Consider the following 22,852-nt stretch of genomic DNA (forward strand, 5'->3'; position numbering starts at 1 on the left):
CCTTCTTTTAATTACAAATTAGAAGAAGACAGGCTCTTCTTTTAATTTCGCGTTACAGAAAACTTGTATTTTACTGTCATTTTGAAATTAAACCACTAACTTTGCCGAACAAATTGACACTTCAATTAGGTATTATCATACAATAAAGCTAGTAAGAATGAAGAAACAAGAACTTTTTAACAACGTAACAGAAGGATCCCCTTACCAACGACAGCCCAAACAGATGGGCTTGTACAATGCGGCATACGAACACGATGCCTGCGGTGTTGGTATGCTGGTAAACATTCATGGAGAAAAGTCACACGACATTGTTGAGTCGGCTTTAAAGGTATTAGAGAACATGCGCCACCGCGGCGCCGAAGGTGCGGATAACAAAACCGGCGACGGTGCAGGTATCATGCTGCAAATTCCGCATGAATTTATTTTATTGCAAGGTATTCCTGTACCCGAAAAAGGACGGTACGGCACAGGATTGCTATTTTTGCCGAAAAATGAGAAAGACCAGGCAGCCATTTTAAGTATCATTATTGAAGAAATTGAAAAAGAAGGACTCACATTGATGCATCTGCGCAATGTACCCACCTGCCCTGAAATTCTAGGAGAATCTGCTTTGGCAAACGAACCTGACATCAAGCAGGTGTTTATCACCGGATTTACAGAAACGGAAACGGCCGACCGGAAGTTATATCTGATCCGGAAAAGAATCGAGAATAAGGTCAGACTGTCATCCATTCCGACAAAGGACGATTTTTATGTTGTTTCGCTTTCTACAAAAAACATTATATATAAAGGTATGCTTTCGTCGTTGCAACTGCGCAACTACTATCCGGACCTGACGAATAGCTATTTTACCAGCGGACTGGCATTGGTGCACTCTCGTTTCAGTACCAATACATTCCCTACATGGGGATTGGCACAACCATTCCGCCTTCTGGCACACAACGGTGAAATCAACACGATCCGTGGTAACCGCGGATGGATGGAAGCCCGCGAAAGCGTACTCTCCACTCCTACCTTGGGTGACATAAAAGAACTTCGCCCGATTATACAACCGGGCATGAGCGACAGTGCTTCCCTGGACAATGTACTGGAGTTCCTGGTGATGTCGGGGTTGAGCCTGCCACACGCTATGGCTATGCTCGTGCCGGAATCTTTCAACGAAAAGAATCCCATCAGCGAGGATCTGAAATCATTCTACGAATACCATTCTATCCTGATGGAACCGTGGGACGGACCGGCTGCACTTCTCTTCAGTGACGGACGATTTGCCGGAGGTATGCTCGACCGCAACGGTCTGCGCCCTGCCCGTTATCTGATTACTAAAAACGATATGATGGTAGTGGCTTCGGAAGTCGGTGTGATGGATTTCGAACCGGGAGACATCAAAGAAAAAGGCCGCTTACAGCCCGGTAAGATTTTGCTGGTAGATACAGAAAAAGGTGAAATTTATTATGATGGCGAACTGAAAAAACAGTTGGCTGAAGCCAAACCTTACCGCACCTGGTTGTCTACGAACCGAATCGAACTGGATGAACTGAAGAGCGGACGCAAAGTACCTCATCATGTCGAAAACTACGACTGTATGCTTCGCACTTTCGGCTACTCCAAAGAGGATATCGAAAAACTGATTATGCCAATGGCAAGCAGCGGAGCAGAACCGATCCATTCAATGGGTAATGATACTCCGTTAGCTGTACTTTCGGATAAGCCGCAATTGCTTTACAACTATTTCCGGCAGCAATTTGCACAAGTGACCAATCCTCCCATCGACCCGCTCCGCGAAGAACTGGTAATGTCATTGACAGAATACATCGGGGCAGTCGGCATGAATATCCTGACACCCAGCGAGAGTCATTGCAAAATGGTCCGCCTGAATCATCCGATTTTGAGCAACACACAACTGGATATTCTCTGTAATATCCGCTATAAAGGCTTCAAAACGGTCAAACTGCCCATGTTATTTGAAGCAGCGAAAGGGAAAGCCGGATTGCAGGAGGCACTGAACAGCCTCTGTAAAATGGCGGAAGAATCTGTGACGGAAGGCGTAAACTACATTGTCCTGACCGACCGTGACGTGGATATTACCCATGCCGCTATTCCTTCATTGCTGGCGGTAAGCGCCGTTCATCACCACCTGATTTCAGTCGGCAAACGTGTACAAACAGCATTGATTGTAGAAAGCGGTGAAATACGTGAGGTGATGCACGCTGCGTTATTACTGGGTTTCGGAGCAAGTGCCCTGAATCCTTACATGGCATTCGCCGTTCTCGACCGCTTGGTTAAAGACAGGGATATTCAGTTGGATTATGCCACTGCTGAAAAAAATTATATCAAATCCATCTGCAAAGGCTTGTTTAAAATCATGAGTAAAATGGGGATCTCTACCATCCGCTCTTATCGTGGCGCAAAAATCTTCGAAGCTGTCGGTTTGAGCGAAGAATTGAGTAAGGCCTATTTCGGTGGACTCGGTTCGCCCATCGGAGGTATTCGCTTGGAAGAAATAGCCAGAGATGCCATTGCTTTCCATGAGGAAGGATTTTCAGAAATCAAAAATAGAAATGAAGGAACACAAAGTAATTCCCAATCTTCTACTTTCAACTTTCCATTATTAAAAAACAACGGTTTGTATGCCTTCCGCAAAGACGGAGAAAAGCACGCATGGAATCCGGAAACAATCAGTACGCTGCAATTGGCTACACGGATGGGGAGTTATAAGAAGTTTAAAGAATATACTCATCTGGTAGACGAAAAAGAGAAGCCTATTTTCCTTCGTGACTTTCTGGGATTCCGCCGTAACCCGATTTCGATCGATCAGGTAGAACCGGTGGAAAACATTCTGCATCGTTTCGTCACGGGGGCCATGTCTTTTGGTTCTATCAGCAAAGAGGCTCATGAGGCAATGGCTATTGCCATGAATAAAATTCACGGACGCAGTAATACCGGTGAAGGTGGCGAGGACGCTGCCCGTTTCCAACCGCTGCCCGATGGCAGTTCCTTACGAAGTGCAATCAAGCAGGTAGCTTCCGGACGTTTCGGTGTAACAGCAGAATATCTGGTTAATGCGGACGAAATTCAGATTAAGATAGCACAGGGGGCAAAGCCGGGTGAAGGCGGACAACTTCCGGGATTTAAAGTGAATGATGTGATTGCAAAAACACGACATTCCATTCCGGGAATTTCACTGATTTCTCCCCCACCTCATCATGATATTTATTCAATTGAGGATTTGGCACAATTAATCTTCGATCTGAAAAATGTAAATCCACAGGCCAAAATCAGTGTGAAACTGGTAGCAGAAAGCGGCGTCGGTACAATTGCCGCCGGGGTGGCAAAAGCAAAGGCGGACCTGATTGTCATCTCCGGTGCTGAAGGGGGAACAGGTGCTTCTCCGGCTTCTTCTATCCGTTATGCGGGCATCTCACCGGAATTGGGATTGAGCGAGACACAACAAACATTGGTTTTGAACGGACTTCGTGGGCAAGTAGTTCTGCAAGCCGACGGACAACTGAAAACCGGACGTGACATCATCTTAATGGCACTAATGGGTGCCGAAGAATATGGCTTCGCCACCTCGGCATTGATTGTATTAGGGTGTGTAATGATGCGCAAATGCCATCAGAATACTTGTCCGGTGGGAGTTGCCACACAGAATGAGGAATTACGTAAACGCTTTCATGGGCGTAGTGAATATTTGGTAAATTTCTTCACATTCCTGGCACAGGAGGTCCGCGAGCATTTGGCCGAAATGGGATTCACCAGAATGGATGATATTATCGGGCGCACAGACTTGATCGAACGCAAATCCGTTGTCAACGACCCGAATCCGAAACATGCGTTAATCGACTTCACCAAATTGCTGGCACGCATTGATAACAACGCGGCTATCCGCCATGTCATCGATCAGGATCACGGTGTTTCTACTGTAAAGGATGTAACCCTCATTGATGCGGCACAGGAAGCTATTGAACATGAGAAAGAGATTTCTTTAGAATATACGATTGCCAATACAGACCGTGCAATAGGTGCGATGCTCTCCGGAGTGATTGCCAAGAAATACGGTGGCAAAGGATTGCCGGAACACACGCTGAATGTGAAGTTCAAAGGCTCGGCAGGTCAGTCTTTCGGGGCTTTCCTTGTACCGGGAGTTAACTTTAAACTGGAAGGTGAAGCAAACGATTATCTAGGTAAAGGATTGAGCGGCGGACGCATCTCCGTATTGCCTCCTATACGCAGCAACTTCGAAGCCGAAAAGAATACAATTGCCGGTAATACCTTGCTTTATGGAGCAACAAGCGGTGAAGTATATATCAACGGTCGTGTAGGAGAACGTTTCGCAGTTCGTAACTCCGGTGCAGTTGCAGTAGTGGAAGGTGTGGGCGACCATTGTTGCGAATACATGACGGGAGGTCGTGTGGTAGTCCTCGGACAAACCGGACGTAACTTTGCAGCCGGTATGAGCGGCGGTGTGGCTTACGTATGGAACAAGGATGGCAACTTCGATTATTTCTGCAACATGGAAATGGTGGAACTGTCACTCATCGAAGAAGCCAGCTACCGGAAGGAGCTACACGAACTAATCCGCCAACATTATCTGTACACAGGCTCAAAACTAGCCCGTACCATGCTTGACAACTGGAATCATTATGCAGAACAGTTCATCCAAGTAGTACCCATCGAATACAAAAAAGTATTGCAGGAGGAACAGATGAGAAAATTACAACAAAAAATTGCAGACATGCAAAGAGACTATTAGATTTACAAATTGACTATTTACAATTTACTATTTGAATGTATAGTCTGTAAATAGTCAAATAGCAAATGACAAGATAGTCTAAAAATAGTAAATAGTAAATCGTCAAATAGTAAATAACAAGATGGGAGATCCTAAAGCATTTCTAAATATACCTCGACAAGAGGCGGGATACCGCCCTGTAAACGAGCGAATCGCTGACTATAGTCAGGTAGAACAGACTTTGAATACAAACAGCCGTAAATTGCAGGCGTCACGCTGCATGGATTGCGGTGTACCTTTCTGTCATTGGGCATGCCCGATAGGAAATAAACAACCGGAATGGCAGGACGCATTATACAGGGGAAAATGGAAGGAGGCATACGAAGTATTGTCGTCTACTTGCGATTTTCCGGAATTTACGGGACGTATTTGTCCTGCCCTTTGCGAGAAATCGTGTGTGTTGAAACTTTCCTGCGATCAGCCGGTGACTATTCGCGAGAATGAAGCAGCTATCGTGGAAGCGGCTTTTCGTGAAGGATATATACAGGTAAAGACGCCGAGAAGAAACGGAAAGAAAGTGGCGGTGATTGGTGCGGGTCCTGCCGGATTGGTAGTGGCTAATCAGCTGAATTTAAAAGGATATAGCGTTACTTTATTCGATAAGGATGAAGCGCCCGGAGGGTTATTACGGTTCGGTATTCCTAATTTCAAACTGGATAAGAATGTAATTGACCGACGGATGAAGATATTGGCTGCAGAAGGAATACTGTTTGAAATGGGAGTAGAAATAGACGTCAATCATTTGCCGGAAGGATTCGACGCTTACTGCATCTGTACCGGAACACCGACTGCACGTGATTTGAGTATTCCGGGACGTGAACTGAAAGGCATCCATTTCGCACTTGAAATGCTGGCACAGCAGAACAGGATTCTGGCAGGACAGACTTTCCCGAAAGATAAATTGGTGAATGCCAAAGGCAAAAAAGTACTTGTGATAGGTGGCGGAGATACCGGTTCCGACTGCATCGGAACCAGTGTGAGACAGGGAGCTGTCAGTGTCACTCAAATCGAAATCATGCCGAAACCTCCTGTCGGCTACAATCCGGCTACTCCTTGGCCGCAATGGCCGGCAGTCTTCAAAACGACTTCCAGCCATGAAGAAGGTTGTACACGCCGCTGGTGCCTGGCTTCCAATCAGTTCCTCGGAAAGAATGGAAAAGTGACAGGTGTAGAAGTGGAAGAAGTGGAATGGATTCCGGCAGCAGATGGCGGACGTCCCACGATGAAACCAACAGGGAAGAAGGAAGTCATCGAAGCTGATATGGTATTATTGGCAATGGGATTCCTGAAACCGGAGCAACCGAAATTTGCAAAGAATGTATTCCTAGCCGGTGATGCCGAGACTGGTGCCAGCCTGGTGGTACGCGCCATGGCGGGAGGACGAAAGGCTGCTGCGGAAATAGATGCTTATCTAATACAATAAGTTTTGCAACAGTGTACAACAAGAAGCTCGATTGCTATTATCGGTTCGTTCCATATCTGTGGAACTAAAGGATAACAGATATGGAACTAAAGGGAAACAGTTGTGGAACTAAACGATAACAATTATGGAACGAATTAAGAATAGCTAATCAGCTTCTTAGAAATAGCGAATAAACAATCAACAGATTACATTACCCCCTCTAAAAATTAAAGTTATGTGTGGAATAGCAGGTATACTCAACATCAAAGTTCAAACGAAAGAACTAAGAGATAAAGCACTGAAAATGGCCCAGAAGATCCGTCATCGCGGACCGGACTGGAGCGGAATCTATGTAGGCGGAAGTGCCATCCTGGCACACGAACGCCTTTCTATTGTCGACCCGCAGAGTGGCGGACAACCGTTATACTCTCCCGATCGTAAACAGGTGCTCGCCGTCAACGGTGAGATTTACAATCACCGTGATATTCGCGCTAAATATGCGGGAAAATATAACTTTCAAACCGGAAGTGACTGTGAGGTAATTCTTGCCCTTTACAAAGATAAAGGCATCCATTTTTTGGAAGATATCAGCGGTATCTTCGCTTTCGTGCTTTATGATGAGGAAAAGGATGAATTTCTGATTGCCCGCGATCCGATAGGGGTTATTCCTTTATATATAGGAAAAGATAAAGAGGGAAAAATCTACTTCGCCAGCGAGTTGAAAGCTCTCGAAGGATTTTGTGACGAATATGAAGTATTCCTTCCCGGACATTATTTCTATAGTAAAGAGAGAAAAATGAAACGTTGGTATTCGCGCGACTGGACAGAATATGAAACCGTCAAAGAGAATGATGCACAAACCGAGGATGTGAAAGTGGCATTGGAAGAGGCTGTGCACCGCCAGTTAATGAGTGACGTACCGTATGGAGTGTTGCTTTCGGGCGGGTTGGATAGTTCCGTTATCTCTGCCATTGCCAAAAAATATGCGGCAAAACGTATAGAAACAGATGGTGCAAGCGATGCATGGTGGCCTCAACTCCACTCTTTCGCCATCGGTCTAAAGGGCGCGCCCGATTTGATTAAAGCGCGTGAGGTAGCCGAATATATCGGTACCGTCCATCATGAGATCAACTACACCGTTCAGGAAGGTCTGGATGCTGTTCGCGACGTAATTTATTTCATCGAGACGTATGATGTAACTACCGTACGCGCTTCCACTCCCATGTATTTATTGGCGCGTGTCATTAAATCAATGGGGATCAAAATGGTGTTGAGCGGTGAAGGTGCTGATGAAGTTTTCGGGGGGTATCTGTATTTCCACAAGGCCCCTACTCCACAGGCATTTCACGAAGAAACAGTACGTAAACTTTCAAAGTTGCACATGTACGATTGCCTCCGTGCCAATAAAAGTTTGTCAGCATGGGGAGTAGAAGGACGCGTCCCTTTCCTTGATAAAGAATTTCTCGACGTGGCAATGAACCTGAACCCGAAAGCTAAAATGTGCCCCGGAAAAAACATCGAGAAACGAATTGTTCGCGAAGCCTTTGCCGATATGTTACCGGAAAGTGTGGCTTGGAGACAGAAAGAGCAGTTCAGTGACGGTGTAGGATATTCATGGATTGACACATTGAGAGAGATCACAGCAGCTGCCGTGAGCGATGAGCAAATGGAACATGCTGCCGAACGTTTCCCGATCAATACGCCACAAAACAAAGAAGAGTACTACTATCGTAGCATTTTCGAAGAGCATTTCCCCAGTGAAAGTGCAGCACGCACCGTCCCCAGTGTTCCAAGTGTAGCCTGCTCCACAGCAGAAGCACTAGCCTGGGATATTGCTTTCAGGAATCTGAATGAACCTAGTGGACGTGCAGTGAAAGGAATACATGAAGAGGCCTATACCTGATTAATAAAAGAGTGACAAACTCCTTTTGTGCAAACTATCAGACGTGTCCGGAGAATGTTTTTATGACAGACAGTCTTATTTTTGACACTCTTTTGTAGCATTTCTATTCTAAAATCCCAAGGATTAACGCAGATTAGCATATTATCGGCTGATTTGCGTTATCTTTTTTATAATTTTGAGGCCAAACCCAATTAAATCTATCAAACTTTTAAAAGATCAAACAAATGAATTTAAAAAAAATGATGATGGCTTCTGCCTTTCTAATGGCTGCTTGCTGCATGCAGGCACAGACAAAAGTGATAGCTCACCGCGGTTTCTGGAAAACTCCGGGATCATCGCAGAACAGTATTTCATCACTTCTAAAAGCAGACTCCATCGGTTGTTACGGTTCAGAATTTGACGTATGGATCGCGAAGGATAACAAGCTGGTGGTTAACCATGATCCTGTATATAAGATGAGGCCGATGGAATATTCCAAAGGTGATGCGCTGACCGGACTTAAATTATCCAACGGAGAAAACTTACCCAGCCTGGAACAGTATCTGGAAACCGGAAAAAACTGTAAAACCCAATTGATTCTCGAACTGAAAGCACATAGCAACAAGAAACGTGAGACTAAAGCGGTGCAAGGAATCATTGCCATGGTGAAGAAAATGGGACTGGAAAACCGTATGGAATATATCACGTTCTCTCTACATGCCATGAAAGAGTTTATCCGTCTGGCTCCTGTCGGTACTCCGGTATATTACCTTAACGGAGAATTGTCTCCCAAAGAGCTGAAAGAACTTGGTGCTGCCGGTCTGGACTATCACATGGGAGTGATCAAGAAACACCCCGAATGGATCAAAGAAGCTCACGACCTCGGCTTGAAAGTCAACGTATGGACAGTAGACGAAGTAGAAGATATGAAATGGCTGATCGAACAAAAGGTAGATTTCATCACCACTAACGAACCGGTCATCTTACAAGAAGAACTTAAAAAGCCTCAATAAGAAAAAATATTCACATATTAAAGAATTTAATATCTGGCTTTAAGGAAACGGAATCTTCCTTTAAAAGAAACAGATTGTTTCTCGGTGTCAAACGGGTGTTTCCTTTAAAAGGAAACACCCGTTTCTTTAAATGAAAAAATGCTCTTCTATAATACTCTTAATACCAACACTTTAGAAATATCAATCTTTTAACGAAAAAAGAAAAGAGTCCTTTTTATGAATACCAATAAAAGATTACAGACAATTCATTGAAAATCATCCAATACCTCTTTTAATTCTTCTACCGTAAGCTCTCCTACCTGCCTCCAAAGTTCATGACTCTTATGCAATAGAAGGAAAGCCGGTACTGTTTCTACATTATGAGCATCAGCAATTGCTCTATTCTCTTCTGCATTCACTCTAATCAATTCCACAGTTCTCTTTTCGTAAGTTCGAAGCACAGGCCCTATCCACTCATAATGAGGAGACCAATCGGCATAGAATACCACCAACACCAGATGGTTGGTTTTAACTGCTGTTTCTAATTGTTTCTCTATATTCATATCGCTACGTTTTTATATTAATGATAGTGCTAAAACAATGAATACAGAAAAAGGTTCTTCAAAACACTCCGCGAACAATATGATAGAGAAATAAGGATTTTCACTTTCATATCGTCAAAAGAAAAAAGATATATTTCTTGTTTTTATAACTAATTTAATGGATTATCAGGGCTAAATATTCTTCATATATAATGGAAGGATATGCAAAACAATTCGCTCAAATAACAGTTTATTAATATATAGATATATATAATTTCAAATTATAACTAAACATAGTCATATCAAAGGCGATTATAAGTTCTAAGAAAATAAATAGATATTAGACATGCTTTTTAATAAAATATAAAGCAAAAAGTCATACCTTTGCACTGTAATAAAACAAAAGGATACAACAACCAATAAATACCAATCAAAATGACAACAAGAATTAAGTTCACTAAAATGCATGGAACAGGAAATGACTACATATATGTAGACACGACCAGATATCCAATAGCAGACCCTGAAAAGAAAGCGATCGAATGGAGCAAGTTTCATACAGGAATCGGAAGCGATGGACTAATATTGATTGGTGTCTCTGATAAAGCGGATTTCAGTATGCGTATTTTCAATGCCGACGGTTCGGAAGCAATGATGTGTGGCAATGGTAGCCGCTGCGTAGGCAAATATGTATATGAATACGGATTGACTGATAAAACAGAAATAACTTTGGATACACTATCGGGAATTAAAATTTTGAAATTGCAGGTAGAAGGAAAAACAGTCAGTACAGTCACCGTAGATATGGGCAGTCCGCAAGAAACAGGAGAGATTGATTGGGGAAAGAAATATCCTTTCCAATCTACTAAAGTATCAATGGGCAATCCTCATCTTGTCACATTTATTGATGACATTACCCGAATTAATCTGCCGGAAATCGGTCCTGAACTGGAGAATCATCCTCTCTTTCCCGACAGAACGAATGTAGAGTTTGCACAGATCGTCGGTAAAGACACCATACGGATGAGAGTGTGGGAAAGAGGATCGGGAATTACTCAAGCTTGCGGAACAGGTGCCTGCGCCACAGCAGTAGCCGCCTTCATCAACGGACTTGCAGGAAGAAAAAGCGATGTGATAATGGATGGAGGGACAGTTACCATCGAATGGGATGAAACCTCCGGACATATATTAATGACCGGACCGGCAACCAAGGTTTTCGATGGGGAAATTGTTGAAGAAGTTGAGAGTTGAGAATGGAGAGTTGAGAATGAATAGTAATAGAAACTTAAAACAATAACAAGATGGCATTAGTAAACGAGCATTTTTTAAAATTACCGGGAAGTTATTTATTCTCGGATATAGCGAAAAAGGTAAATACTTTCAGGATAACGCATCCCAAACAGGACATCATCCGGCTAGGTATCGGCGACGTTACGCAGCCACTTCCTCCAGCCTGTATAGAAGCAATGCATAAAGCGGTAGAAGAACTGGCCGGCAAAGATACATTCCGCGGATATGGTCCTGAACAGGGATATGATTTTCTGATTGAAGCAATCATAAAGAACGATTTCGCTCCACGCGGGATTCATTTCTCGGCATCCGAGATTTTTGTCAGTGACGGTGCTAAAAGCGATACCGGAAATATAGGTGATATTCTTCGCCACGACAATAGCGTAGGTGTTACAGATCCCATTTATCCGGTTTACATAGACAGTAACGTTATGTGCGGACGCGCCGGAATATTGGAAGAAGAAACGGGTAAATGGAGCAACGTTACTTATATGCCTTGCACAAGTGAGAACAACTTTATCCCGGAAATTCCGGACAAACGGATAGACATCGTTTATCTCTGTTATCCGAACAACCCGACAGGAACCACCTTAACCAAACCGGAACTGAAAAAGTGGGTGGATTATGCCTTGGCAAACGATACACTGATTCTGTTCGATGCCGCTTACGAGGCATATATCCAAGACGAGAATGTCCCCCACTCTATCTATGAGATTAAGGGAGCTAAAAAGTGCGCGATTGAATTCCGTAGTTTTTCAAAAACGGCAGGATTTACAGGAGTACGCTGCGGATATACCGTAGTACCAAAAGAGCTCACTGCCGCCACCCTGGAAGGTGATCGCATACCACTCAACAGATTGTGGAACCGTCGCCAGTGTACTAAGTTTAACGGCACTTCTTATATTACCCAACGGGCAGCAGAAGCCGTTTACAGTGCAGAAGGCAAGGCACAGATTAAGAAAACAATCGACTATTATATGACCAACGCAAAAATCATGAAGGAAGGACTGGAAGCCACGGGACTGAAAGTATACGGCGGCATCAACGCTCCCTACTTGTGGGTGAAAACTCCGAACGGACTTTCTTCATGGCGATTCTTCGAACAGATGTTGTATGAAGCCAATGTGGTCGGTACTCCCGGTGTAGGTTTCGGGCCAAGCGGTGAAGGGTATATCCGTTTAACTGCATTCGGCGAACGCAACGACTGTATCGAAGCGATGAGAAGAATAAAGAACTGGCTCTGATTGAATGAATAATGGATAGCGGGAAATAGAAAGTTCAACATGCCCCCATTAAACGGACATCATCATTCCTGCAGGATCAGTTATCCATAATCAGTTATCTATAAAAAACGATAGTATTTTGCGCGCTACTATATAACAAATGGACCGTACATCCACATTTTTCTAACTTTTAAAGGTAAAAAGACGATGAAAACGACGATTAACAACAAATTGGGGGTAATAACAGTAGCATTATTACTGTCAGGACTTGTCCCGTCTACAATGATGGCACAAGATAAGGTAGAAGCTTCCGTTGGGGCAGATTTGGTAAGTGGTTACATCTGGCGCGGTCAGAATTTAGGCGGAGTTAGCGTCCAGCCTTCACTAGGAATCTCTTACAAAGGTTTATCACTCGGAGCATGGGGATCAGTAGGAATTGAATCCAAAGATGCAAAAGAGTTTGACTTAACTCTCGGTTATTCAATTGGTGGATTTAGTGTTTCAATAACGGATTATTGGTTTGATAAAACACATACAGGGGATGTAGATGAATACGGAAAGGAGATTTATACAACCAATAAGTATTTCCAATATGGAGCCTATTCTACAGCACATGTATTTGAAGCACAAGTGGGATATGATTTCGGTCCGCTAGCCGTCAACTGGTACACAAACTTTGCAGGTGCCGACGGTGTGAAAGAAAACGGCAAAAGAGCTTATTCTTCTTACCTCGCACTTAGCGCACCTTTCAAATTGGGAGGTCTCGACTGGACAGTAGATTTAGGTATGGTTCCCTGGGAAACGACTTTTTATAATGGCTATACCAGTGGATTCTGCGTAACAGACATCAGTCTCGAAGCATCCAAGGAGATTAAAATCACAGATTCCTTCTCTGTACCGACATTTGCCAAAGTAACAGTGAACCCACGCACTGAAGGAGCCTACTTTGCTTTCGGACTAAGTTTTTAAGAGAGAGAATTTACAATACAAAGAGCGTATAGGGATTAGAAAAGGTAGTTAGAGTTTAGATTTTATCGGTTTGTTGTATGGTAACCTGCTATGGCTGCCGCTGCCCTATACCTCTTTCTTTTACAGGACACACTAATATTTAAGGTATATGAAAAAGATTGAAGCTATCATCCGTAAGACCAAATTCGAGGACGTAAAAGACGCCCTACTCGAAGCGGACATCGAATGGTTCTCTTATTACGATGTAAGAGGCATTGGAAAAGCACGGCAAGGACGTATCTACCGTGGCGTAGTTTATGACACCAGCACCATTGAACGAATTTTGATCTCTATTGTCGTGCGCGACAAGAATACCGAGAAAACAGTGCAGGCTATCATCAAAGCTGCACAGACCGGAGAAATCGGTGACGGACGTATTTTCGTCATTCCTATCGAAGACGCTATCCGCATACGCACTGCCGAACGTGGTGACATAGCCCTCTACAATGCAGAACAAGAACGTTAAATAAGATTATACTATTATGGATACAAAATATAAAAGCCATAGCTTCGTAAAGCTGTGGATAGCCACTACTATATTCATTTTGTGCTGTTTTACTACTGATATGTCGGCACAAAACACGGCCGCTGCCGATACAGTTGCAGCAGTTACAGAAACAATTACCGAAGTCGTTACCGCTCCTGCCGAAGAAGCATCAGCAGCTCCCGATACGCTTGGTGAATTAGCTCTTGGATTGAATACTGTATGGATGTTGCTTGCAGCAATGCTCGTATTCTTCATGCAGCCGGGATTTGCATTAGTAGAAGCAGGTTTTACCAGAGTGAAAAATACTGCCAACATTCTGATGAAGAACTTTGTAGACTTCATGTTCGGCTCTTTACTATACTGGTTTATCGGTTTCGGATTGATGTTCGGTGCAGGCGGATTCATCGGAATGCCCCACTTCTTCGACCTTTCTTTCATTGATAATGGCCTGCCAACCGAAGGATTCCTCATATTCCAAACCGTATTTTGTGCGACAGCAGCTACAATTGTATCAGGAGCCATGGCAGAACGTACAAAATTCTCCATGTATATCGTCTACACCATCTTTATCAGTGTACTGATTTATCCGATATCCGGTCATTGGACATGGGGCGGGGGCTGGTTGATGAACGGTGAAGAAGGTTCTTTCATGATGAGTCTCTTCGGAACCACCTTCCATGACTTTGCCGGTTCTACGGTCGTTCACTCTGTAGGTGGATGGATTGCTTTGGTAGGTGCTGCCATTCTTGGTCCCCGTATCGGTAAATATGGTAAAGACGGCAAATCAAAAGCTATCCCAGGCCATAGCCTGACTATTGCCGCACTAGGCGTATTCATTCTTTGGTTCGGATGGTTCGGATTCAACCCCGGTTCTCAATTGGCAGCAGCAACCGAAGCCGATGCTATCGCCATCTCCCACGTATTCCTGACAACGAATCTGGCTGCTTGTGCCGGTGGTTTCTTCGCTCTGTTGGTGAGCTGGATGAAATATGGAAAACCTTCCCTGTCATTGACGCTGAATGGTATCTTGGCAGGGCTGGTAGGCATCACAGCAGGATGTGACGCAGTATCTCCCGCAGGAGCAGCCTTAATAGGTGCAATATGTGGTGTCGTAATGATATTCTCCGTTGACTTCATTGACAAAGTGTTAAAGATAGACGATCCGGTAGGTGCATCTTCTGTACATGGTGTTTGTGGCTTTTTAGGAACTATTCTTACAGGTTTGTTCTCCACCAGTGAAGGTTTATTCTATGGCTACGGTTTCGGATTCCTCGGTGCACAAATATTCGGAGCATTGGTAGTAGGTGCATGGGCAGCAGGCATGGGATTCATCATTTTCAAAACGCTTGATAAGATTCACGGACTTCGCGTTCCGGCACGTATCGAAGAAGAAGGTCTTGATATTTACGAACACGGAGAATCTGCTTACAACTAATTTAGTGATGAACGGTTGAGTGATTAGTGAAAGACAGCTACGCACAACTTACTACTAATCACTACCCCGCTAATCACAGAAAAAACTTCCGGACAGGTTTGATCGCCTTTCCGGGAACCACATAACAAAGTAATTATTTACTCTAACATATTTAACAACAAATCAAATCAGGTATTATGTCAAAACTTAGATTCAGAGTAGTAGAGACAGCTTTCAAAAAGAAAGCTGTTGAGGTAGCAACACCTGCCGAACGTCCTTCGGAGTATTTCGCCAAGTATGTATTCAACAAGGAGAAGATGTTCAAATACCTTCCCAGCAAGGTATACAATGCACTGATTGACGCCATTGACAACGGTGCTCCGCTAGATCGCAGTATTGCCGACGAAGTAGCTGCCGGCATGAAGAAATGGGCCATCGAAATGGGTGTTACTCATTATACGCACTGGTTCGCACCGCTGACCGAGGGTACAGCTGAAAAGCATGATGCTTTCGTTGAACATGATGGCAAAGGCGGTATGATGGAAGAATTTACTGGTAAACTGCTTGTACAGCAGGAACCGGATGCTTCTTCTTTTCCGAATGGCGGTATCCGTAATACATTCGAAGCCCGTGGTTACAGCGCATGGGACCCCTCATCACCTGCTTTCATTGTAGATGATACGCTTTGCATCCCAACTGTGTTTATCGCATATACCGGCGAAGCTCTCGACTATAAAGCTCCCTTGCTGAAAGCATTGCGGGCTGTAGATAAAGCTGCTGTAGACGTATGCCGTTACTTCAACCCGGAAGTGAAAAAAGTAGTTGCTTACTTGGGCTGGGAACAGGAATACTTCCTCGTAGACGAAGGATTGTATGCCGCACGCCCAGACTTGCTAATGACCGGTCGTACTTTGATGGGACATGACAGTGCCAAAAACCAACAGTTGGAGGACCACTACTTCGGTGCTATCCCCACCCGCGTAGCCGCTTTCATGAAGGACCTCGAAATTGAAGCGTTAAAGCTGGGTATTCCTGTTAAGACCCGTCACAACGAGGTTGCCCCGAACCAGTTCGAGTTAGCCCCTATCTTTGAAGAGTGTAACCTTGCTAATGACCATAACTTACTGATTATGTCATTGATGCGTAAGGTAAGTCGCCGTCATGGTTTCCGCGTACTGCTTCATGAAAAACCTTTTAAGGGCGTCAACGGATCGGGTAAACACAACAACTGGTCTTTGGGAACTGACACGGGCATTTTATTAATGGGACCGGGTAAGACTCCGGAAGATAACCTGCGTTTTGTTACCTTCGTCGTAAACACATTGATGGCAGTTTATCATCATAACGGATTGTTGAAAGCTTCTATCTCCAGCGCTACCAACGCCCACCGTCTGGGAGCTAATGAAGCACCTCCTGCCATCATCTCCTCTTTCCTCGGGAAGCAATTGTCGCAGGTATTGGATCACATTGAAAACAGTACGAAAGATGATTTGATTAGTCTTAGCGGCAAACAGGGAATGAAGTTGGATATTCCGCAGATTCCCGAATTGCTGATTGATAATACTGACCGTAACCGTACCTCTCCTTTTGCTTTCACCGGAAACCGTTTTGAGTTCCGTGCCGTAGGTTCCGAAGCAAACTGTGCGTCTGCCATGATTGCATTGAACTCTGCCGTAGCAGACCAATTGGTGAAGTTTAAAAAAGATGTGGATGCTTTGATTGAAAAAGGAGAACCTAAAGTGTCCGCCATTCTTGAAATTATCCGTGGATATATCAAGGAATGTAAAGCGATTCATTTTGACGGCAATGGTTACAGCGACGAATGGAAGAAAGAAGCAGCCCGCCGTGGACTGGATTGCGAAACCAGTGTTCCTGTTATCTTCGATAACTACCTGAAACCGGAAACCATTGCCATGTTCGAAGCTACCGGCGTAATGACAAAGAAAGAACTGGAAGCCCGCAACGAAGTGAAATGGGAAACGTATACGAAGAAGATTCAGATCGAGGCGCGTGTATTGGGTGATTTGGCTATGAACCATATCATTCCGGTGGCCACTCAATATCAAACGGATTTAATTAATAATGTCTATAAGATGCAATCTCTTTTCCCGGCAGAAAAGGCAGCGAAATTGTCTGCTAAAAACCTGGAACTTATTGAAGAGATTGCCGACCGCACAGCCTTCATCAAGGAACATGTAGATGCAATGATTGAAGCTCGTAAGGTTGCGAACAAGATAGAAAGCGAACGGGAAAAAGCCATTGCCTACCACGACACGATCGTTCCGGCACTGGAAGAAATCCGCTACCACATCGATAAGTTGGAACTCATTGTTGACAACCAGATGTGGACGCTTCCGAAATACAGGGAACTGTTATTTGTGAGATAGAAAAAAAGAACGGTGAACGATAAACGGTGAACGGCGAACAAGTTGTATTGCAACGCATTTACACTCACAGTTCATCGTTATGAAATTATCTATTTCTTTTGTTGGTTGTTTTAAGTTTGCGGGGAGGGGTGCTGTGAAGCAGTCCTCTTCTTTTTTATTCGATTATCTTTGCATCCTCAATATCATCATCGTCATGTACCACCGGAGTCTTCGGACGACGACGGGTAAACTTGAACCAGTTGATTAATTCGGTAAGCGAATAAACCAAACTACTCACACCAATAATTATAAATGCAGTATTACGTGCTCCCGTCGGATTAAACAAAGCGATGATACCTGCAATAAGAATCAATGAAGGAACCAGGTAAAACGCTCCCGGAACAGGCATCCACCGACGTGCCATCGATAAAGAAGCAATCTGTTGCACTCCTCCCATTATCAGGATAAATCCCAATAGAAACATCAGAACATCTGCAAAGAATTCAGGCATCACAATCAGCCAAAGTCCAAATAATAAACTGCCGATTCCTTCTATCGGGAAACGGGGAGCCGCTTCACCTTCCTGTCTTTTCCGGCCGAAATAACCAAAAAGGCTGATAACACCGGGAATTAAAAAGGCAACACCAACTGTAATGACAATATAGCTGGCAGCCGCATTTGGCCAAATAACGAGCACCAATCCTATCACAAGTGCAAAGAGAATACGAATAAGGGAATAATTCATTGTTTTCATAAATTCTATATTTTTTAACCGAGTCTGTTCCAATACTTTTGCGAATATAAGTGTTTCTACTGATATATAAAAATAACAAATAAACATTGTAATAAGTTCGTAATAATATCGTTATGACGATTACATCTCGCATTGATATTTTTGCAGAAAATTTAGACAGTTCCCTTTCAGTATGAAACAAAGTGAAATAAAAAAAATCACTGCAAGATATATATGAAACATTGAAAGCTCTCTACCGAATAGTGTATCAAGCAATATAAGTTGAAACCGGACCGGGCCGATGTTATTGTACCTGCTGCTGAAATATTTCTCGAGATAGCTACTCATATAAAAGCCACCGGAATTATTGTACCTACCATCGGACTGTTCGACGGTATCATCAATAGTCTGTACACGCAAAATATGAACAAAGTTTAATTCTCTACAATCTTGATGTATCAATACACAAAGCTCCTGATACTAGTGTATATTCAAACTTTGTATCGGGAGTTTTTGTCTCATCTTGCTATAATGTACAGATTCGTCCTTAAAGAGGTAAATATTCAAATTTTGTTCTCTATATTTGTGTAACTATATATTTGATAAGATGGATATAAAACTTAGAATTGAACAACCTTCGGATTATAATGAAACCGAAAATGTCACACGGGAAGCCTTTTGGAATCATTTTTCTCCGGGATGTGACGAACATTATCTCCTTCATATCATGCGTAACCATCCAAAGTTTGTACCGGAACTCGATATTGTTGCAGAACTTAATGGCAAGATTGTCGGCAATGTGGTCTGCCTTAAATCATTTATCATGGCGGATAACGGTAACCAATATGAAGTATTGAGTCTGGGGCCCATTTCTGTTCTTCCCGAATATCAACAGAAAGGTATTGGAGGAAAAATGATTGCGCTGACCAAAGAACGAGCTTTCGATATGGGATTTCGTGCCATTTTACTTTGCGGTGACCCGGATTATTACCTCCGGCAAGGATTCATTCCTGCTGAAACATTAGGGATTCGCACCGAAGATAATATGTATGCCACAGCTCTTCATGTTTATGAATTATATGATAATGCTTTAGCCAACGCTAAAGGACGTTACATAGAAGATGAAATATATCAGGTCGATAAATCAGCTGCTAATGAGTTCGATAAGCGATTCCCTCCAAAGGAAATTATAGTTGGCACTCCGTCACAAAAGCGGTTCGATCAGATAGTAGTGATGCGGAGAAAAGCGATTTAAGTTTATTCAACCTTAAATCGCTTGATTTATACATTACGGAAGTTCTATCGTGCTATGCCATCAAGCAACTATTATTTAACATAGCTACTATTCTTTGTCTCTTCATAGTTACAAAGCATTAAAATATATAATTGGGACAGAGAGAAAAAATGCCTTAACAATTGATGAAACCTATCTTATAGAAACTATAGTTTACAAAAAGTCACCATTGACACTTTGTAATTCTTAATCTACCAGGAATCGTTTCTTTCCTCCCTTTTATTGGAATAAAGAGTTTCTGCCACTGTAGAGGAATTTGCTTAAATCGTTATTCTATAATCAGGCACGATATATACACTTTTTGATACGTCATCAAGTTTTTTACCACCAAAGAGATATTATCTATACCAATAAAGTTCCCTTTTATTCTTTTCTATTTATCATTATCAAAGACCGAAATAGAAAAGCCAATGGAAGGAAAGTAGAAAATACTAACAATATTTACGACATAGCGACACTATCCCAATGGTTTGCTTACTCTATCCATAGCTTTTGGTGACATTATCCGCATCTTTTGCTTACTTTATCCTTATGTTTTTCACAAATATAACGATGCTTTTCAATGAGAAACACGGTGCTTTTGTACAAAACAAGCAAAATTTTCAGCATTTTAAAGGTTTTTGCTTGCTAACAGAGAGAAATAACAAAACATGTGAGATAGCAAAATCCCTGATTACACAAACAATCGTCAGTATAATCAGGGATTCTAAAACTTTATGTAAAAAGTGTAGAGATGACGAAAAGTTTAGTACTGAATCACCTTGTCACTACTAACAGTCTTATACCAATCTGTGGTTGAGCTCTGATCGTGTGCCCAATCTGCAAATTTAGAATATGCATTCGTTATCACTGTTGTTTCTGTTGGATAAGCAAATTTATCAGGAACACAAAGAGCCCAAGTATTATTAACTGCCTTGATTACTTCGAGCACTTCATTATCTGCCAATTGCCCATTCGCCGTAGCCGAATTAAAATGAGTCAAATGGACTTCCGTTCTCTTTTGACCTATCCCCTGATAAGCAATGAAGAAGTCTAAACCATCTGTCACACTAGGGACAGATATTACATTCTTAAGTTTGACGTTCACTTCAAGAGTGTATATATCGGTCAGAGGGGTACTAGCATTCCCTGTATTCAACATGGGACGTTGTGTTCCTGTATATCCATATATATAATGTGCGTCTCCAAATAAAGGAATCACAAGTTCATTACCATTCGTTTCATAAGATGCATTTTCAAATATCCCGGAATTTAATGAGCCAGTACGTTGAGCGGCACCTGCACCAAAATTTACCTCTTCTACATTATTTTTGTCTATTCCTCGTATTCTCAAACCAGCACCTAATTGTTTCACGGCACCAACCGCCCGAAGGTCGATTTTATATTTCAGTTCTTTCACGTCATTACCGGCTGCAGGCAAAGTTACATTCAACACAATATCATTGAAATCGTAATCGCCTGCTTTCGGATAGTTATCTTCGAAAGCATAAGAATAAATCTCATATCGGATCTCTACATCATCCGGTTCTTCATCAGAGTTATATCCTTCTTTAATACAGTCACCGTCAGCAGGAAGTATAAATTCTGCTTTGCCCGGGTTACAATAGGTAGCACCTTGCTGCAATCCTTTATTTACTAACCATGCAAAAGGAGACCAGTCATAATGTGCTTCGCCTTTATATGTTTGATCTGTTATCTCACAAATGATATTATTAGTTACTTTAGAAGTAGATTGAGCCAAACCGGCAGTATTGTCTATTGTGTGAATTCTTAATAAGGCAGTTCCTTGTGTCGGACCGGTAACTGTTCTGAATAAATTAGCTTTGCCCGTACAAGTCAACATGGATTGCGCTTCCATCACGATATTATTATTGTTTCCATTACCCGTCAATTCTTTGCAAATAGCTTCGGAAGTATTTCCCATAACAAGTGTACCAAACTGTAATTTTCCTGCCTTCAGATAACAACCGTTTTTAATATTAGTATTGTTGTTACCATCTATATTTTCAACTTCAATCGTTCCATGATTTATCAATGTGGTACCATTGGTAGAAGCATTATAAGAATTCAGTTTAAGTGTTCCATAATTCACAAAATCAACTCCACTTCCCCCTCCATCAATTTTCAAAAAGTCACAATCAATCGTACCGGCATTATAGTTCGTACGCCCGGCCGAACTATTTGTTATCTGAATACCTCTGTCGCCTACAATACTTCCTCCCTGCATCACAGTTATATAAGAAGCTTGAGTTAATACCAGGCTCCCATTTTTAGCGACCTCTATCTTTCCACCATTCTCAACTATAATTTCTGTGATATTAGAAAATTGATTACTATTTTCTATAACCCATGTGCTTCCTTGAGGAACAATTACTTTCACAGCTTGGGCTCCGCCACTGACACCAGAGGTGGTAAATCCACCATTAAAAGTACCATCCGGAATCTTAAACCAACGTTCACTTTCTGTAAAAACAGGATATTCTTTATAATTACCGGCCCATCCGGAACTTGCCCCTAAATCCCAGCCAGCCTGAACGACAGTAGCAGTTACCTTTTTAGCACTAATAAAATCAGCAGTATAAGGAGCCTCCATAACAGGTATACTAGTCGCCACAGCTCGTGACATAGAACGTGTTGGTGTACCTTTGTCTCCAAAATGCGCTGTCACTGTGCCGTTTTCAATCGCTGCCGGTTGAACCAGATAGCGTTTGTGCTCATCTATGCGTGCAACAAACACCTTATCAAGCGCTGTTGCACAATCCATCACCACATTCAAAGTCGTACTTTGATTGACAGTTCCTTCCGCTAAGAGTTTTGCTGTACTTCCCGGACTTAATGGATCGGCATCAAATATTTGTATCTTATAATCTACTCCCTGATCTCCATTAACTGACACACACGCTATCACACTTCGTGACACTGTCCAATCACCATCAAGATCGATGTTTTTTACAGGAAAAGTTTCTTCGTAAATTTGCTTCAGTTGATCTGCATCAAACAGGTTTTTCTCATTATCAACACAACTGATAAAACTGATGGAAGACGCCAACAACGAGAAAGTGAATACTTTTGCAATGTTCTGTTTCATAATCTTTTAATGCTTTAGTTTGTTTTATTTGCGAAAAACATAAATCACTACTAATCAATAACCAGCAATGACGCACAAAGATAATTGTATTTATAAACATTATACAGATTACATTGCATTTTCCGATTTGCAGTTAACATCTTTTAAAGCGCCTCACTCTAATTATTTATATTAGAAGACAGTTAGTTATATCGTTGAATATTAAAATTTTAATACTATTTATTCAATAGTATACAGCAAAAAAAGAGTTGCATGGAAATATGCAACTCTTCATAAAAAGACAAAGATTCAGCGCTACAAATCTCTATTTCTTTCATCTCCCCCACTGACAAGATAAAA

The 22,852-nt window shown here is 42.5% G+C and carries 14 protein-coding genes and 1 pseudogene; 12 read left to right on the forward strand and 3 right to left on the reverse strand.

Annotation, left to right across the window (positions count from 1 at the left end):
* Positions 1–157: 157 nt before the first annotated feature.
* From gltB to INE92_RS08810, 4 genes are all read left to right on the forward strand, one after another.
* On the forward strand, positions 158–4,753 hold the full coding sequence (gene gltB, locus INE92_RS08795; protein ID WP_195436665.1) for a glutamate synthase large subunit: 4,596 nt from the start codon (positions 158–160) through the stop codon (positions 4,751–4,753).
* Between the two features lie 121 nt (positions 4,754–4,874).
* Positions 4,875–6,215 carry a glutamate synthase subunit beta gene (locus INE92_RS08800; RefSeq protein WP_074705240.1) on the forward strand — a complete coding sequence of 447 codons (1,341 nt, stop codon included), beginning with the start codon at positions 4,875–4,877 and terminating at the stop codon, positions 6,213–6,215.
* Between the two features lie 214 nt (positions 6,216–6,429).
* A complete protein-coding gene (gene asnB / locus INE92_RS08805; protein ID WP_195436666.1) occupies positions 6,430–8,097 on the forward strand; it encodes an asparagine synthase B in 1,668 nt (555 codons plus the stop codon).
* Between the two features lie 224 nt (positions 8,098–8,321).
* Positions 8,322–9,089 (forward strand): glycerophosphodiester phosphodiesterase family protein, encoded by a 768-nt coding sequence (locus INE92_RS08810; RefSeq protein WP_195436667.1) that lies wholly within the window; start codon positions 8,322–8,324, stop codon positions 9,087–9,089.
* Between the two features lie 245 nt (positions 9,090–9,334).
* On the opposite strand, the gene INE92_RS08815 is transcribed toward INE92_RS08810, so the two are convergent.
* Positions 9,335–9,631 carry a thioredoxin family protein gene (locus INE92_RS08815; RefSeq protein WP_015530958.1) on the reverse strand — a complete coding sequence of 99 codons (297 nt, stop codon included), beginning with the start codon at positions 9,629–9,631 and terminating at the stop codon, positions 9,335–9,337.
* A gap of 414 nt (positions 9,632–10,045) precedes the next feature.
* Between INE92_RS08815 and dapF the strand changes: the two genes are divergently transcribed.
* The 6 genes from dapF to INE92_RS08845 all read left to right on the forward strand — a co-directional run bounded on the left by dapF (position 10,046) and on the right by INE92_RS08845 (position 17,419).
* Complete coding sequence (gene dapF / locus INE92_RS08820) at positions 10,046–10,861, forward strand: diaminopimelate epimerase (RefSeq protein WP_195436668.1); 816 nt, start codon at positions 10,046–10,048, stop codon at positions 10,859–10,861.
* A gap of 50 nt (positions 10,862–10,911) precedes the next feature.
* Positions 10,912–12,144 (forward strand): LL-diaminopimelate aminotransferase, encoded by a 1,233-nt coding sequence (locus tag INE92_RS08825; RefSeq protein WP_015530956.1) that lies wholly within the window; start codon positions 10,912–10,914, stop codon positions 12,142–12,144.
* 186 nt (positions 12,145–12,330) lie between these two features.
* The gene (locus INE92_RS08830) at positions 12,331–13,092 is read left to right on the forward strand and encodes a hypothetical protein (protein ID WP_134993535.1); all 762 of its coding nucleotides are present in this window, start codon (positions 12,331–12,333) and stop codon (positions 13,090–13,092) included.
* 148 nt (positions 13,093–13,240) lie between these two features.
* Positions 13,241–13,597, forward strand: coding sequence for a P-II family nitrogen regulator (locus INE92_RS08835; protein ID WP_004303701.1), 357 nt, complete (start codon positions 13,241–13,243; stop codon positions 13,595–13,597).
* Between the two features lie 16 nt (positions 13,598–13,613).
* Positions 13,614–15,053 (forward strand): ammonium transporter, encoded by a 1,440-nt coding sequence (locus INE92_RS08840; RefSeq protein ID WP_007752233.1) that lies wholly within the window; start codon positions 13,614–13,616, stop codon positions 15,051–15,053.
* Positions 15,054–15,229: 176 nt separating this feature from the next.
* On the forward strand, positions 15,230–17,419 hold the full coding sequence (locus INE92_RS08845; protein WP_009040499.1) for a glutamine synthetase III family protein: 2,190 nt from the start codon (positions 15,230–15,232) through the stop codon (positions 17,417–17,419).
* 154 nt (positions 17,420–17,573) lie between these two features.
* Here INE92_RS08845 and INE92_RS08850 read toward each other — a convergent pair whose 3' ends face one another.
* Positions 17,574–18,152: an HdeD family acid-resistance protein gene (locus INE92_RS08850; protein WP_004315724.1), complete on the reverse strand. Its 579-nt coding sequence runs from the start codon at positions 18,150–18,152 to the stop codon at positions 17,574–17,576.
* Positions 18,153–18,346: 194 nt separating this feature from the next.
* Here INE92_RS08850 and INE92_RS08855 point away from each other — a divergent pair.
* Positions 18,347–18,569, forward strand: a pseudogene (locus tag INE92_RS08855) (Ppx/GppA family phosphatase); the annotation flags it as partial.
* Positions 18,570–18,738: 169 nt separating this feature from the next.
* Positions 18,739–19,386 carry a GNAT family N-acetyltransferase gene (locus INE92_RS08860; protein WP_195436669.1) on the forward strand — a complete coding sequence of 216 codons (648 nt, stop codon included), beginning with the start codon at positions 18,739–18,741 and terminating at the stop codon, positions 19,384–19,386.
* A 784-nt stretch (positions 19,387–20,170) separates the two neighbouring features.
* Here the strand turns inward: INE92_RS08860 and INE92_RS08865 are convergent.
* The gene (locus INE92_RS08865) at positions 20,171–22,513 is read right to left on the reverse strand and encodes an LruC domain-containing protein (RefSeq protein ID WP_195436670.1); all 2,343 of its coding nucleotides are present in this window, start codon (positions 22,511–22,513) and stop codon (positions 20,171–20,173) included.
* Positions 22,514–22,852 lie beyond the last annotated feature (339 nt).

The sequence above is a fragment of the Bacteroides xylanisolvens genome (assembly GCF_018289135.1).
GTDB classification, from domain to species: Bacteria; Bacteroidota; Bacteroidia; order Bacteroidales; family Bacteroidaceae; genus Bacteroides; species Bacteroides xylanisolvens.